Raw genomic sequence first — 13,950 nt, forward strand, 5'->3', positions numbered from 1 at the left:
GAAAACCGCTCCGGACGATCTCCCGACGGGCCTCCTACTGACCGGCCCTCAGCAAGCTGTCGAGCACCTTCACGGGCGATCCCGGCGACATCCGCCGGCGGGCTTCGAGTGACGCCTCCCATTCGGCCGTGAGGCTGTCCATGAGCTGGCTCCGCATCTCGGCTGTGATGTGCGAGTAGCGGGCCTGGACCGATCCGTCCTCGTGCCCCATCCGCTCGTCCTTGAGCTTCGGCGGTGTGCCGAACCCGTCCATCATCGTCTTGTGCGTGTGCCGAAGGCCGTGCGGCGTGAGACCGCGCTGGATCGGCAGCCAGCACGCCTCCGCCCGGCCGGACGCTCCCCGCCCACGCGCGGGGATGCCGGGCCACGGCTCGGCGAGCAGCGGTACCGGGCGGGCCTCCTCCGGTGCCTTCTTCGGGTACCAGCCGGTGGTCGCCGGGTGGAACAGCCACGTGGCGAAGCCGTTCCGACGCCAGTGCGCGGCGTTCTCGCCGGACGGCCAGTACCGGATGTAGCCGAGGTCGGCGATCGCCTTCTCCACCCGGGACCGGGTGTCGAGGGCGACCGCGTGGGGGCGGTTCAGGACGTTGGAGACCGTGCCGGTGGAGACGCCGGCGGCTCGGGCCACGTCCACCAGCTTCGCGCCGGGCCTGCGGGCGGCTCCGTTGGCAGCGCCGTGCCCGCTGAAGAGGTACCGCCGAGCGTGGCACTCGCACGGCTTCGTGCCAGCACGGACCACCTGCCCGGCGAGCAGGCCCGCGAGGAACGGCGGGGCGTCGATCGTCCGGTAGGAGTCGTCCTTGGGCGGGCAGCGGTGCATCTCGCCGGAGTCCAGCTCGTACAGCTGCCATTCGACGCGCACGGACGCCGGGCGGATGAACTCGGCTTCGAGTCCGACGATCTCTCCCCAGCGCATGCCTGTGTAGCCCTTAAGTACGACGCCGACGAACTCGTCGTCCCGGCCCGACAGCAGCGCAGTTCGCTCGGCGATGAGTAGGGTGCCGAGCCCGGTGGTGATCACCTTCTCGCGGCTGCGGTTGCGCGAGCGCCCTGCCCGCTTGCCCCGGCCTCGGCGCCGGCTCGCGGGGTTGGAGTCGCGCAGTCCAGCGTCGACGGCGTCGGCGAGGATCAGGTGCAGCGTGCCGCGCCATGTCTTGATGCTGCTCGGCGCGTAGTCGCGCTCACGCTCCCTACGCTCCCATGCGTCGACCGCGCCCTTGGTGATCTCGTCGAGGAAGACGTCCTCGAACTCCGGGAGCAGGTGTTCCTCGATGTGGCGGCGGTAGTTCTGCATGGTCGATGCGGCGAGGTCCTGGTCCTCGTACCAAGCACTGGCGTACTCGCCGAACGTCATCCGTTCGGGGCCCGGAGCGGCGGGCGGTTGAGCAGCTTCCTTGGCGGACTCGTCCTCTGCGATCCCGGCGGCCTTCTCGGCCGCGCGCTTGGTCTTGTAGCGGACCGCCTTCCCGTTGGCGTCAAGGACGGTCCCGTACTTGCCGGGTGCGATCTTGTAGCGGGCGCGCCAGTACTCGCCCCGGTTCTCCCCGTATCCCAATGTGCGCTCTCAATGTCAGGGGCCCGCCCGGTGGAGCCACCGGGCGGGCCTTTGGGTGTGATTAGGCAGCGTCCTGCTGGTGCAGCGCTGCCCTGCGCGGCGGGCGCGCGCGAAGTCGGACAGCAGGCCGGGCCTGCTGCGGGACGCGATCCGGCATCTTCGCCACGGCGATGACGGTGCCCTTGACCTGCGGCGCGGCCCCCGGGTTCGGCCGCACCTCGTACATGCGGACGATCTCGGCGAACTGGTCGGCCGTGAAGCGGTAGGCGCGCCCGGGCTTGGTGAAGGGGATTCGGCCCCGACGGGCCTGCTCCTTCACCCACCACTCAGACATGCCGATGGCCGCCGCGATGTCCGCTGGGTAGTACAGCGACGGCAGTTGACCCCTGCCCTTGGGCATAGATACCCCTCCAGATCATCGGGGTCGGGGCTTCCGCCCCTCCTTCTCAGGGATCCGCTACTGCCGCTACTGCCGCTACCTCCCTGGTCAGAGGCATGTTTTTGGTAGCGGATTCGGTAGCGGTAGCGGATTGGTGCCGCTCCCGCCGGTGCTGGCGGGAGCGGCGGTCGGCTTACGGTGCGGCGGCGGCCGGGGTGGCGGGTAGCGGATCGGTATCCGCTACCTCGGGCGTATCCGCTACCGGAAACAGGGCCCTGACCTGCGCGGTAGCGGCAGTAGCGGCAGTAGCGGATCCCTGGGAGGAGAGGGGACGGCAGTACCGCAGCCACGCGTCGGCGAGGTCCGAGGCGTAGTAGCCCTTTGCCGAACTCTTGGAGCCGGTCTTGATGTTGCGGGGCTTGATGGGGTCGTTGTCGGCGGTGACGTAGTCGCCGAGCATGCGGGCGAGGGCGCGGGCGGTGATGGGCTTGCCGTCGAGATCGGCCCACGGGGCGTCGTCCAGTTCGGCGAGCCTGCTCAGCAGTTCGGCGCTGAGCATGCGCTCGGCACCGTCGAAGATGTCCCGCAGGTCCGACAGGAGGCGGATGCCGACGGAGCCCTTGTCGTTGGCCTTGGCGGCGGTGACGAGCTGGACGCAGGCGGCGCGGGCGCGCTCGGGCCAGTGGCCGCCGGCGGCGTCGGCGACGGCGAGCAGGGGTTCCCACACGTCGGCGGGCCGGTCGCTGATGCCGTCGGGCATCTTCGGCACGGTGTCCTGGAGGGTGGTGCGGACGGAGTCCGCCCAGGTGGCGAGCCGCTTGCGCAGGGCGTGTCCCTCGGGTGCGGTGGTCCGCTCGCGGAAGGATTCCACTTCCTCGTTGGGGGCCCGGCGGCGCATCCGGATGATGATCGAGCGGCTCATGATGGTGTCGGGCAGGTCTCCGAGGCCGCCCATGGCGAGGGCGGCGTAGACGGGGAACGCCTGGACGGTCTGGGTGCTGCCGTCGCCGACGCATCGGTGGACGACGCCGGAGCGGCGGTGGCCGGAGTTGATGAGGCCGCGCAGGTCCTCGTTGCCGCCGGCCTTCGGCCCGAAGGTGGTGTCGACCTCGTCGAACAGCACGGTGGGCCGGGCGTCGGGGTCGGACACGGACCGGAACAGGGCGGCCGGGGAGACGTCGGTGGTGAACATCGACCGGGGGGTGAGTGTGTCGATGATCTCCAGCGCGCGGGTCTTCCCGGATCCGGGCTCCGGGGAGAGGAACGCGATGCGCGGGGTGGACTCGAAGGTGTCGAGCAGGTGGGTGTGGGCGTCCCACAGGACGACGGCCGTGTAGGCGGCCTCGGACGGGAAGACGTTGAAGCGGCGGTGGAACGCTTCGACGGCGTCGAGCACGGCGGCGCCGTCCTCGGTGGTGACGGGCGGGGTGGGATCGGTCATGCTGGCCTCTCCGGTTCGATAGGGCTGGAGTGGAGCGGGCCGCCGGTCTTTGCCGAGAGGGCGGCCCGCTTCGAGCAGGTCAGGCGGCGTGGGCACCGGCGGCGGCGAAGCCACGGTCGACCGCGCGGGTCACGTAGTCGTGCGGGACACCGACGCCGACGGCGGCGCCGATGATGTGCTGGGCGATGGTGTCGAGACCGCAGGGGCCGGGGCACCGGGTGTGCTGGGCGGCGAGGAAGCGGGCGACGCCGAAGGCTTGGGATCCGGCGCCGCTCTCCGGGCAGTCCGCGATCTTGGCGAGGCCGCGTTGCAGGCCGGTGTGGATGTAGCGCTCGGTGTGGCGGCACCCGGAGGCCACGGTGCGGCTCCAGGGTGGCGTGGTTGAAGAGGCCAACCGCGCGCCGTTCGCCGGCGGCCGGTTGGCCTCTTCCCTGACCACGAGGGCGCGGACGGCATCGGGCAGCGGGGCCATGACGCCGGTGCCGTAGCCGAGCCAACGGGCGTACTGCATCAGCGACTTGACGTCGATGTTGGGGCGGACCTTGTTGGCGGAGGCCATGGTGCCCCGGTAGACCCAGTGTTCGCCCCGGGTGGTGGTCACGGTGAGCGTGGGGGGCAGGTTGGTGCGGGCCCAGGCGACGGCGTCGGCGTGGTCGAGGTCGACCACGGTCAGCCCGGCGCCGCCCGGGTGGTAGGCCACCGCTTCGGCCTCCCGCCAGGCACGGGCCCACCCGGGGCCGGTCAGCACGGCGGGGTCGGTGGTGGCGGCGGCCCACGCGTGGCAGGGCGCCGGGCAGACACACGGCCCCGGGTCTTTCATGTTCGGCCGGCCGCCGCACACGACGCCGGGCCGACCGACGTTCTTCCTACAGGCCCGGCAGTTCCCGAGCGGGCTCTTGCCGACCCGCAGGGGCAGCGCCGGAAGGCCGATTCGGGCGAGTTCGAGGGCGAGTTGCAGGAGGGGGTTCATGCCGCTCTCCAGGGTTCGGCGGGGGCTGGGCGGTGTGCTGCTCGGCGCAGACCTTGTGTGCGGGTCGGCGCTGCTCGTCGCGCAGCGGGGTGTGGCGACCGCACCACCGGCACGGGAGGGTGCGGGTGCGGTCGTAGTGGGATGCGTCGCGCCAGTCCAGGAAGGTGGACACGGCGCGTGCCTAGGCGCCGAGGGCGGCTGCGAGCAGGGCGGCGCCGAGCATCGGCGGGACGGCGTTCCCGATCTGCTGGCCGATGTCCCGCCCGGACCACGGGTGGTCGGCGGGGAAGGACTGGAGTGCGCCCGCCTCGCTCCAGCTGAAGCGGTCCTCGGTGCCGTCGTCGGCGAGCACCCGGACGCGGGAGACCTTCCCGGTGACGGTGGCGGACGGTTCGTCACTGGAGCGGCGCCCGCGTGCCCTGGGGTCGCCGCCGGTGCCGTAGTTGGAGACCACCGTGAACGGCCCCCGGCCGGGAATCGCCTCGCCCATGGGCGTCCACGGCAGCAGGCCGACGTCGCCGGCGGCGCGCGGCGCGCCCTTGGTGTAGGGCCGGTGGGTGGGCGTGGGCAGGGTGGCCGGGCCGGTGCGCCGGGCGATGAGGACCGCGCGGCGTCGGGTCTGCGGGACGCCGTGCTGCTCGGCCTTCACCGTTCCCGCGACCGCGTCGTAGCCCTCGGTGCGCAGGATGCCCGCGTACGCCTGCCACACGGGCAGGACGGCGGGCACCTGCTCCAGTACGACCACCTTGTAGGGGTGGCCGGCGTCGAGGGCATCGAGCGTCCAGCGCAGGGGCTCCAGCACGAGCCGGATCAGGTCCGTGTCCCTGTGGTGGGTGCGGCGGGCGACGGGCCGGCGCTCGGCGAGGCGGTGGGCGAGGGCCACGATGTCCGACAGGGCACGGCGCCCGGTGCCGGGTCCGGCGGCGCTGTAGGGCTGGCACGGCGGGCCGCCGAGCAGGATCTCGGCGTCGGGGAAGTCGGTGGGGCCGTGGTCGCGGACGTCCGCCTCGATGGTGTCGAGTCCGGCGGCGCGGCGGGTCGCGCACGCGTCCGGGGACTTCTCGATCCCGGTCACGTGCACGCCCAGCTCGCGGGCGGGCAGGTCGAGTCCGCCGACGCCGGCGAACAGGTCCACCGCCCGGACCGGGGCGCTCACCGGTCCCCGCCGAGCAGGTCGTTCACGAGCGGGGCCAACGCGTCGTTGGTGTGGGCGGCGAGGGCGGCGACGACCTGCTTGGCCTCGTGGGTGAGGGTGCGGCCGGGCCGGGCCGTGGTGGGCCGCAGCAGGATGCCGTCCGGGATCGGGACGAACAGGGTGGCGGTGAGCAGGACGGCCGGGCGGTCGGTGGACTCGGGGCCGATGAGCACGGGCCACGGCTCGTCGGGCCGGTCCCACGGGTTGCGCTCCCAGTCGAGCGCCCGCAGTCGGCTGTCGGGCCGACGGGCGAGGTGGCCGTGCCGCAGACCGACGGCGGCGCCGAGCACGGCCCGGCCGTCGTGGTCGCGGCGCACGGTGAGCGGCTGGACGTCGGGGCGCACGGCGACGTACCCGGGGGCCATGACCGGGGTGGTGGCCACCGACCACGCGACGGCGGCGAAGTCCACCGGGCCGAGCGGCTGCCCGTCCTCGTGGAAGTCGGCGGCGTAGTCCGCGAGGTAGGCGCCGTAGCGGGAGTGGCCGTCGCTGGCCTGCTCCCGGTCGCGGATGTCGTCCACGACGGCGAGCGTGAAGCGGTCGAACTGGGGCATGCTGAGTCCCGTCTCGTTGAGGGATGCACGGGCCCCGCACCGGCCGACTCTCTGCCAAGATCAGGCGGCCGGTGCGGGGCTTCGTGCTGCGGTGGGAGCGGGTCTGTCCGGTCCCCCGCACGACCCGCACCCCGGGGCCGCTGGCTGCGGCGGGGTGCGGGTGGCACGGCCGGTCGGGCAGGCCGGTCTAGAACGGCGGCTCGTCGGAGTAGACGGGCGGGCCCCAGTCGTAGGCGCGGCGGGCGAACCAGCGGGGAAGCGGAAGCAGGCGCCGGACGCGGTTCGGGTTCCAGCAGGTGCAGTCCCACCATTCAGTGCCGGCGTACTCGCCGGTCTCCGGGTGGCCGTAGTCCTCGGGCCAGCCGCCGTAGCCGTCGCAGACCAGGCACTTCGGGTCCGGGGTGTCGGTCAGTTCGATGGTCGGGCGGGGCTGGCTGTTGAAGCGCAGTCGCAGGCGGGGCATGGCGTTTCTCCTGGTCAGCGGTTGCGGTTGGAGACGTTCACGTGCACGTTCACGGCGCCCTGGCCACCCCGGCCGCCTCCGCTGCTGCTGTTCTTGAGCAGGTAGACGACGCCGAGGGCGGCGACGAGCAGGCCGAGGCCGGTGGTGGCGGCGGCGAGGGTCTGGAGCAGGAAGCCGACGCCGAGTCCGGCGCCGCCGATGCCGATGCCGCCGGCGAGCAGGCGGGCGGGCCACGGGTCGCGCACGGGGGCGGCGGGCGCGTACTGCGCCAGCGGTGCGGGGGTGTGGAGTACGGGGTGCTGGGCGGGCGCGGTCAGCGGGGTGGTGGGGTGGTAGAGCGCGGGCGGGGCGGTGAGCGGCGCGGGGTGGGCGTAGTAGGGGGTGCCGTCCTGGGTGTAGAGCACCGGGGCGGCGAACTGCGGCTGCGGGGTGGTGGGGTGGTCCACGGTGCTTCTCCTGTCGGCGGGTCCGGCGAGGTGGTCAGTGGATGGTGGAGACGTAGTGCGCGAGGGCGGTCAGGGCGTCGTTCACGGGGGCGGCGAGGCCGGTGCCGGCGGCGGTGAAGCCGGACATCCACACGAGGACGGCGCTTCCGGCGCTGACGCGCTGGGCGCGGACGAGCACGATGGTGATGACGCCGAACAGCAGGGCGGCGGAGATCGAGACGATCACGGCGAGGGGGTCCTTCCGGGTGCCCCGGGTGCGGTTCCCGGGGTGTGGTCGATCGGGTTCGGGTGGGGTGTCAGAAGCGTCAGGAGGGGGTGTCAGAGGCGTCTGACACCCCCTCGCGCGCACGCGTTACCTGGGGAAATGGGGCCTGTCGGCGTCAGGGGTGTCTGACGCGTCTGACGCGTCAGGGCCGGGCCGGCGTGTTCAGGCGGCGGCGTGCTGGAGCGGGACGATCCGGTAGCGACCGGCGTCGCCGGTCTCGGCGAGGCGGCCGTTCGCGACCATGTCGGAGACCTGTCCGGACACCCAGCTTCGGGAGCGGTTGAAGCGGTCGCAGTGCTCCATGAAGTCGGCCGGGCCGACCTCGGTGAGGCCGGCGGCCTCGAACTCGTCGAGCAGGTCGACCATGATGCGCTGGGCCTCGCTCTTGCCGACCTTGGTGCGCGGCGGGATCTCCGGCGGGGCGATCTGCACCACCCGCTCCACCGGGGGCAGTTCGGCCTCGGGGTCGATCCACCCGTCCGCGTCGTCGTCGCCGTCGGCGGTGAGGTCGTAGTCGTAGTCCACGGGGCCGGTCTCCTGCTCGTAGACGGTGTCGTCGTCGTCCGGGGCGGCGGGCAGCGGGTAGCGGGTGCGCTGGGTGAAGGCCGGGCCGACAGCGTCGGCGGCCGCCTTCGCGGTGACCGGGTCGCAGCCGGAGCGGATACCGGCGAAGGTGACGACCGCCCAGCTCATGGCCTCGACCGGGGTGAGGTAGGCGCGGCCGGGGGTGGCCCAGAACGTCTCGGGGATGCCGTTGGCGACCAGGTACGAGTAGCCGGGCTTCTTGTCCCGCCACGCCTGCGGCGCCGCCCCCGCGTCCAGTGCTTCGTCAGGCAGGGCGAAGGCGGCGTCGCGGTCGTCACGCAGGCCGAACACCCAGCTGGAGCCGAGGGAGGCGCGGGTGTCGGTGCTCATCTGCGAGCCGGAGGCACGCTGGAGCGAGACGACCAGCGAGACGCCGGCGGACCGGGCCTCCTGGGCGATGCCGGTGAAGACGTCGTCGTCGGTCTCGCGGATGGTCTTGGCGGCCTCCTCGAACCAGGCGAGCAGGTACGGCATGCCCGGCGAGCCGTCGGCCTGCGTCTCGGCGCAGGCCGGTTCCCACTGCTTGTAGCCGTACCTGGCCAGCCAGGACGTACGGGCCGGGATGACCGCGCGCAGGGCGGTGATCATGGCCTTGGTGTCGTCCACGGTCAGCGCGGCCCAGTCCAGGGCGGGCAGCAGCGGGCCGAGAGTCTGCTCGGCCTTCGCCGGGTCGGACGCCCACACGATCACGTCCCGGCGGGTGCTGACCTCGGTCAGTGCGGTCAGGCCGCCCTCGGACTTGCCCGCGCCGGTCATCCCCATGCCGAGCAGGTGCATGGCGTTGCGGCCGGCCTCGGGGTCGCCGGGGAAGAACATCGCCATGTCGGCGCCGTCCTCGTAGATCCCGACGTGGACCGGGTCGGCGATCGACCCGCCCGGGTGCGAGGGACCCGGGTAGGGGACGCCGGCCTTCAACAGGTCGTGCGGGACGACGGTGAGCGTCGCCCGGGACGAGTCCTCGGAGTCCGGGACGACCCTCACCGCGTTCTTGGCGACCTTGAGAGCGCCGGCGAGGCGGGGCAGGGCCTTGGACACGTCGTCGGGGGTCAGCTCCCCGCCGGGCAGCTGAAGGTCGAACTCGGCCTTGTTGGGCTGGACCTTCGCGCCGGTGACCATGGTCTTGGCGAGGCCGACCTTTTCCAGCAGGCCGCCGTCCGCGCTGGCCGGGGTGCCGTCGGCGTTGACCCGCAGCAGCTGCCGCACGTTCCAACTGCCGGCGAGGGCGGCGCCCCCTATGAAGTACAGGCCCGGCAGGGGGCCGGCGAGCGGCCCGGCGAGGGAAGCCGCGGTGAACCACGACGTCCCGGCCGCGACCGTGATCGCGGAGTGCAGACGGCGCTGCGGGCTGGTGTTCTTGCCCGCCCACCAGGTCGCCGAGGTGAGGCCGAGGGAGGCGAGGGTGAGGCCGACGGCGCCGGCCGCCGACCCGGTCCACGCGATGGTGGCGGGGACGGAGAGGATGCCGGTGCCGGCGGTGACGAGCCACGGCGGCAGGTAGGGCTTGACCCGGTGGAGCAGGTACTCGCCGACGCCGCCGGAGTGCTGGTTGGGGTCGAGCTGGAGATAGCCGATCTGGCCGCCGTCGAGCTGGACGGCGGGCTGCTGCTGGCGTGGCACGGTGCCTCCCTAAGGCCGAGGTGTGAGGGGGAGGGCCCGGTGCCGGGGCGGGGACGCGCGCACAGCTCACCCGGCCGGGGAGGCGGGCGAGGGGGACGCGCCCCTCGCCCCGGACAGCCGGGTCGGGAGGGGTCAGCCGCCGAAGTCGAACTTGCGGCGCGGGGCCTGGCGGGGGCGGGCGACGCGGGAGATCTCCGGGTCGAATTCCTTCTGGAACGCGGCATAGGTGCGGGCGATCTCGGCGGCGCAGTCCTTCGCGTCGTCGGCGGCCTTCTTGAAGTGCTTCGAGACCCGGCGGGCGCGGGCGTGCGCGCCGAACGGGATGCCGTCCGAGTCGGGCACCTCCTTGAGCACCGCGTTCAGGATCTCGTGGGCCATCGACAGCTCGAAGGAGATCTGCATCAGCGCCGAGCGCCCGCGCTCGCAGAACGCGCGCACGTCCGCGTTGGTGAAGAACTCCGGGTCGCCGAGCGGCGAGTAGCCGCCCCGCCCGGCCCCGGCGCCCGCGCCACCGCCGGGCCCCTGCTGCCGCCCGGCCTGCGGAGCCGCACCGATGCCGCCGCCCGTCCCGCCGGGCGCGGCCTGCCCGCCCCAACCGCTGGTGCGGGTGCGGCTGTAGGTGAAGTGGTAGGAGTTGCCGCCAGCAGCCCCGCCGCCGGCACCGCCCGGACCGGGGTTACCGGCGGGCGGAGCGGGACGCGTCGGGCTGCCCGCCGGGCCGGCGGGGCCGGAGCGGCGCGGGGGCGGGAACGGACTGCCGATGTTGGGAGGAGTGCTCATCTGTGCTTCTCCTTAAGGAAGTTCAGTCAACGACGGTGGTGTCGGCGGGCGCGATCGGGACGGTAGCGAGGGCCCTGCGACGCCGGGACCAGAGCGCCTGGGCGGTCGCGGTTCCGGCCAGCCACGCGGCGGCGAGCGGGCCGTTCAGCGGGCCGAACCAGACAGCCAGCGCCGACCAGGCGAGACCGGCCGACAAGGCGGTGACGGAGCGGGTGCGGGCGCGGTTCTTTCGGCGGACAGCAGCGCGCGGGTGGCGGCGCGCCATGAACAGCCGCCCGGCGGGCAGCAGCACGGCCGGGACGCCGAAGGCGAACGCGGCGGCCGGGAGGGCGGACAGCGCACCGACCGCCCCGAGGACGCCGAACCCGGCCCAGACGGGCGCCCACGCGACCCGGCGGCGCCACAGCGCCCTGCCGGTCGCACCGGCCACCCGGCCGGCCAGGGAAGGCCGGTGAGGAACGACCAGGACGACCGGGGCGGTACCCCGGCCGAGGTCGACCACATGCGCGGTGGGCCGGTGGCCGCGCCGCAGTCCACGCTGCTGCGGGATCACGATCTTCGTGGTGCGGGGACGAGCCATGACGGATCTCCTGGACGGTCAGAGCCGGTAGGGCTCCAGCGAGAAGAACAGGACGGTGCCGTTGCCCAGCTCGGGCCGCTGCTGCGTCAGCCAGTCACGGATGTCGACGTAGACGCGCTGGCGGATGCTGCCGGGGGCGGCGGTGATCGTGCCGCTCTGGGTCGTGACGGCGAACCCGGCGGGCACCGGGTACTGGAGCGTGATCAGCCACGCGTGGGTGGGCTCGGCGGCCGGGACGGTGCTGCTGGTGTCGGACACGGTTCCTCCGGCTTGTCGGGTCAGCGGTCGACGACGGGCTTGCCGAGGTCGCGGTGGGTGAGGTGCACGGTGGTGCCGGTCTTGCCGAGGCGGCGAGCGAGCGCCATGGCGACGGTGGCGGCGCGGTGCCGGCCGCCCGCGCAGCCGACAGCGACGGTCAGCGGCGCCTCGCTCGGCCCGGCGTCGTAGGCGTCGGCCAGCAGGGCGGCGGCGGCGATCGTCTCCCGGATGCCCGGGGTGCCCATGACGGCCTGCCGGACCGGGAGGTCGGCGGCGGTCAGTTCGCGCAGGGCGGGGTCGACGTGCGGGTCGCGGAAGTGCTTGCGCAGGTCGAGGGTGAGGTGGGCCTCGGGCGGGGTGCCGTGCAGGTACCCGAAGCTGATCACGTTGATCTCGGTCACGGACATGGCGGCGCTCCCCTTGCGGAGTCGGCGGTGCAGGTCAGGGAGGGCTCAGGCGGCGAGCGCGGAGGCGCCGGCGCAGGGCAGGCAGGTGCCGAGGTGTGCAGGGAGCACGTAGCCGGCGTCCATGCCGCAGGCGGGGCAGGTGCGGCGCGCCCGGTTGGCCTTTTCGAGGGCGGCGGCCCGCGCGGGCGTCATCGGTCGCACCGGCCGGGCCAGCGTGATCCGGTAGAGGCAGGCTAGGCGGGTGCCGCCGTAGCGGGAGCGCCACAGGATCTGTGCGGCGACGTCCTGACCACCGGGGCGAAGGCCCTTCGCCCGCAGTTGGCGGCGGGTGAAGAGGCCACGCGGCGCCATGCGCCACGGGTAGGTGGGCATGCCGCCGTGCCGGTCGCCGGACGGGTCCCAGTGCCTCGGGCGGCTCATGCGGCGACCGCCCCGGCGCTACCGTCCTGCTCGCCGAGCCGCTTGTAGACGGCGCTGACATAGGCCGGGGAGCGGGTGGCACGGCGAGCGGCCTCACGCTGCGGGACGCGATCGCGCCAGCACTCCTCGATCACGCGAGCGGCCTCCGCCCCGTCCAGCCGCTCCGGCTCCGGCGGGTCGGTGTCCACCCCGTCGTCGTCGGCGTTCACCTCCTGCTCGGGGGTGAACGGCTCGGGCTCCGGGGTGTTCACCGGGTCCGGCCCGCTGGTGTTCACCGGGCCGTCGACCACGTCGTCGGCGGTCGGCGGAACCGGCTCGGCGGGGGCGGTCGGCGCGGGGTGAACGGGCGGGAGTGCCGGGTGAACGACCTCGGTGTTCACCGCGTTCACCGGAGCCGCCGGGAGGGCCTCCCGGGCGCCGGGAACGGGGCCGAGGGGCAGTGCCTCGGCGGGCGGCGGGGGCGGGGTGAACGGCGCGGCCGGGAAGGTGAACAGCGGCACGTTCACCACCTGCCTGGCTGCCTGCGGGACATGTGCCGGGCGGGTGCGGAGCGGTGGTTGGGGCCGCTTCGCGAGGCGGGCGAGGGCCCGCCGGTAGGCCGGTCCGGCCTCCGCGACGAGCAGCAGCAGAAGCGGCGGGATCAGGTGGATCACAACGCCCACCAGGTCTTTCGCCAGCGCGGCCGCCCCGATGTTGAGCCACACGGTGGCGAGCCCGGTCACCCACCGGAAGACCGCCGGCCACCGTCCGGCGCTCACGCCGAAGCGGGACAGGGTGCTGTCCGCCTGAAGGCTCAGGATGAAGCACCCGTCCCCGGCGACCGCCATGACCGGACCGGTCCCGTAGCCGGGTGAATGGGCGTCGATGAACGGTGCGGCGGTGGACATGCTCACCGCGACCACCGCCCCCGTCAGCACCCACGTACCAGCACTGATCACCCGCGACGTGCGGCGGATCTGGGCCTCGGTGGGCACCTCGCCGAGCACCGGGTGAACACCCCCATCGGAGTGGTTAACACCGTGCCCGTTCACCCGGCGACCCCGGTGTTCACCCGGGCCCGGGAGCGAGCCGCCCTCCGCAGGAGGACGCCGCGCTCGCGCTCATTCAGGCCGCCGAAGATCCCGGCCGCCTCCTTGCGCTCCAGCGCGTCGGCCAGGCACAGCGACTTCACCGGGCACCCCGCGCAGATCATCTTGGCGCGGCGCTCGGCCCACTCGGCGGCCTCCGGCCCGATCTCCTCGGGGTCCGGGTAGAACAGGTCGGTGTCGGCGCCGGCGCACGCGGCGCCGCGCAGGTCACCGTCGGCAGCCGGGCGGATCTCGGAGAGGACGGTGGCCGCCGGGCGGGCCGTCAGGTGCGTGGTCCGGGTCGCGGCCCCGCTGAGGAGGCTGTGGAGCTGGGTCATCACGCGGCCGCCTTCCACGTCTGGGCCCGGCGGCGCTCGGCGGTGCGCATCAGCGCGGAGGCGAAGCGGGCGGCCGGCGGGTCCAGGTCCCGCAGGACCGCCCTCGCGACGTCCAGCCGGATCAGCCGGTCCTCGGCGGAGCCGTCGGCGCTGCCGTCGAACAGCTCGGTGTCGACACCGAAGCCGAAGTCGGCGCCGGTCCCGAAGGCCAGTTCCGCGAACTCCTCGGGAGTCGCGGCCTCCTTGCCTGCAACAATCAGTTTCATGGGTTCACCTCGTCCAATCGGGGGTGAGCCCGCAGGGCCGCCGCGCGAACCTTGGCCGGGAGCGCGGCGGCCCGACTCATGCGGGCAAGCTACTCGTCACATCACGAGCAGCCATGACCCCCGACCCGACCGTCGAGCGGACGGATCGGGGACCAAAGACACTCGAAACGTGCGGACATCACCCAGTCCGCGTGGGGACGGGGACCAGCCCCGTCGTGAAGCACTCTGTTGAGTTCGCAAAGATCAAGCACTGCCTTAGGGGGGCTGTCACCCCACCCCTCCGGGCGCATTTATGCAGGTCAGAGCAGCCCTAAGAAGGCCCCCCCTCTGTGTCGATTCCGCTTCTCTCGGTTGCGACACTCTC

Annotated in this window: 18 protein-coding genes; all 18 read right to left on the bottom strand. The window is 73.4% G+C overall.

From position 1 onward, the window contains the following. Positions 1-34 precede the first annotated feature (34 nt). A complete protein-coding gene (locus OG550_RS17310) occupies positions 35-1,555 on the bottom strand; it encodes a tyrosine-type recombinase/integrase (protein ID WP_327678545.1) in 1,521 nt (506 codons plus the stop codon). Positions 1,556-1,616: 61 nt separating this feature from the next. Continuing rightward, positions 1,617-1,955, bottom strand: coding sequence for a DNA-binding protein (locus OG550_RS17315; protein ID WP_327678547.1), 339 nt, complete (start codon positions 1,953-1,955; stop codon positions 1,617-1,619). A gap of 172 nt (positions 1,956-2,127) precedes the next feature. After that, positions 2,128-3,375 (bottom strand): DUF3631 domain-containing protein, encoded by a 1,248-nt coding sequence (locus tag OG550_RS17320; RefSeq protein WP_327678549.1) that lies wholly within the window; start codon positions 3,373-3,375, stop codon positions 2,128-2,130. 79 nt (positions 3,376-3,454) lie between these two features. Further along, positions 3,455-4,345 carry a bifunctional DNA primase/polymerase gene (locus tag OG550_RS17325; protein WP_327678551.1) on the bottom strand — a complete coding sequence of 297 codons (891 nt, stop codon included), beginning with the start codon at positions 4,343-4,345 and terminating at the stop codon, positions 3,455-3,457. Between the two features lie 181 nt (positions 4,346-4,526). Next, the gene (locus OG550_RS17330) at positions 4,527-5,501 is read right to left on the bottom strand and encodes a DNA cytosine methyltransferase (RefSeq protein WP_327678553.1); all 975 of its coding nucleotides are present in this window, start codon (positions 5,499-5,501) and stop codon (positions 4,527-4,529) included. Next, complete coding sequence (locus tag OG550_RS17335; protein WP_327678555.1) at positions 5,498-6,094, bottom strand: hypothetical protein; 597 nt, start codon at positions 6,092-6,094, stop codon at positions 5,498-5,500. The genes OG550_RS17330 and OG550_RS17335 overlap by 4 nt, the downstream gene beginning before the upstream one ends. 187 nt (positions 6,095-6,281) lie before the next feature. After that, a complete protein-coding gene (locus OG550_RS17340) occupies positions 6,282-6,557 on the bottom strand; it encodes a hypothetical protein (RefSeq protein ID WP_327678557.1) in 276 nt (91 codons plus the stop codon). Between the two features lie 14 nt (positions 6,558-6,571). Then, complete coding sequence (locus tag OG550_RS17345; protein ID WP_327678559.1) at positions 6,572-7,003, bottom strand: hypothetical protein; 432 nt, start codon at positions 7,001-7,003, stop codon at positions 6,572-6,574. A 34-nt stretch (positions 7,004-7,037) separates the two neighbouring features. Further along, positions 7,038-7,229, bottom strand: coding sequence for a hypothetical protein (locus OG550_RS17350; RefSeq protein WP_327073852.1), 192 nt, complete (start codon positions 7,227-7,229; stop codon positions 7,038-7,040). A 201-nt stretch (positions 7,230-7,430) separates the two neighbouring features. Further along, positions 7,431-9,470 carry a plasmid transfer protein TraB gene (gene traB, locus OG550_RS17355; RefSeq protein ID WP_327678561.1) on the bottom strand — a complete coding sequence of 680 codons (2,040 nt, stop codon included), beginning with the start codon at positions 9,468-9,470 and terminating at the stop codon, positions 7,431-7,433. Positions 9,471-9,602: 132 nt separating this feature from the next. After that, entirely contained in the window at positions 9,603-10,250 is a 648-nt protein-coding gene (traA, locus tag OG550_RS17360; RefSeq protein ID WP_327678563.1) for a plasmid transfer protein TraA, read from the bottom strand. Between the two features lie 22 nt (positions 10,251-10,272). After that, a complete protein-coding gene (locus OG550_RS17365; RefSeq protein WP_327678565.1) occupies positions 10,273-10,830 on the bottom strand; it encodes a hypothetical protein in 558 nt (185 codons plus the stop codon). Positions 10,831-10,848: 18 nt separating this feature from the next. Then, positions 10,849-11,088, bottom strand: a complete 240-nt coding sequence (locus OG550_RS17370; RefSeq protein WP_327678567.1) for a hypothetical protein — start codon at positions 11,086-11,088, stop codon at positions 10,849-10,851. 20 nt (positions 11,089-11,108) lie between these two features. Beyond that, positions 11,109-11,495: a RapZ C-terminal domain-containing protein gene (locus tag OG550_RS17375; protein WP_327678569.1), complete on the bottom strand. Its 387-nt coding sequence runs from the start codon at positions 11,493-11,495 to the stop codon at positions 11,109-11,111. A gap of 45 nt (positions 11,496-11,540) precedes the next feature. Further along, positions 11,541-11,915 (bottom strand): RRQRL motif-containing zinc-binding protein, encoded by a 375-nt coding sequence (locus tag OG550_RS17380; protein WP_327678571.1) that lies wholly within the window; start codon positions 11,913-11,915, stop codon positions 11,541-11,543. Beyond that, the gene (locus tag OG550_RS17385; RefSeq protein WP_327678573.1) at positions 11,912-12,901 is read right to left on the bottom strand and encodes a hypothetical protein; all 990 of its coding nucleotides are present in this window, start codon (positions 12,899-12,901) and stop codon (positions 11,912-11,914) included. The genes OG550_RS17380 and OG550_RS17385 overlap by 4 nt, the downstream gene beginning before the upstream one ends. A 41-nt stretch (positions 12,902-12,942) precedes the next feature. Beyond that, entirely contained in the window at positions 12,943-13,320 is a 378-nt protein-coding gene (locus OG550_RS17390; protein WP_327678574.1) for a WhiB family transcriptional regulator, read from the bottom strand. Next, on the bottom strand, positions 13,320-13,586 hold the full coding sequence (locus OG550_RS17395) for a hypothetical protein (RefSeq protein WP_327678575.1): 267 nt from the start codon (positions 13,584-13,586) through the stop codon (positions 13,320-13,322). The genes OG550_RS17390 and OG550_RS17395 overlap by 1 nt, the downstream gene beginning before the upstream one ends. Between the last annotated feature and the right edge of the window lie 364 nt (positions 13,587-13,950).

It is taken from the genome of Kitasatospora sp. NBC_00458, assembly GCF_036013975.1.
Classification (GTDB): domain Bacteria; phylum Actinomycetota; class Actinomycetes; order Streptomycetales; family Streptomycetaceae; genus Kitasatospora.

Coding starts and splice junctions, on each gene's coding strand:
- OG550_RS17315 (WP_327678547.1), bottom strand. CDS start 1,955: ATGCCCAAGGGCAGGGGTCAACTGCCGTCGCTGTACTACCCAGCGGAC.
- OG550_RS17320 (WP_327678549.1), bottom strand. CDS start 3,375: ATGACCGATCCCACCCCGCCCGTCACCACCGAGGACGGCGCCGCCGTG.
- OG550_RS17325 (WP_327678551.1), bottom strand. CDS start 4,345: ATGAACCCCCTCCTGCAACTCGCCCTCGAACTCGCCCGAATCGGCCTT.
- OG550_RS17335 (WP_327678555.1), bottom strand. CDS start 6,094: ATGCCCCAGTTCGACCGCTTCACGCTCGCCGTCGTGGACGACATCCGC.
- OG550_RS17340 (WP_327678557.1), bottom strand. CDS start 6,557: ATGCCCCGCCTGCGACTGCGCTTCAACAGCCAGCCCCGCCCGACCATC.
- traA (WP_327678563.1), bottom strand. CDS start 10,250: ATGAGCACTCCTCCCAACATCGGCAGTCCGTTCCCGCCCCCGCGCCGC.
- OG550_RS17365 (WP_327678565.1), bottom strand. CDS start 10,830: ATGGCTCGTCCCCGCACCACGAAGATCGTGATCCCGCAGCAGCGTGGA.
- OG550_RS17375 (WP_327678569.1), bottom strand. CDS start 11,495: ATGTCCGTGACCGAGATCAACGTGATCAGCTTCGGGTACCTGCACGGC.
- OG550_RS17380 (WP_327678571.1), bottom strand. CDS start 11,915: ATGAGCCGCCCGAGGCACTGGGACCCGTCCGGCGACCGGCACGGCGGC.
- OG550_RS17390 (WP_327678574.1), bottom strand. CDS start 13,320: ATGACCCAGCTCCACAGCCTCCTCAGCGGGGCCGCGACCCGGACCACG.
- OG550_RS17395 (WP_327678575.1), bottom strand. CDS start 13,586: ATGAAACTGATTGTTGCAGGCAAGGAGGCCGCGACTCCCGAGGAGTTC.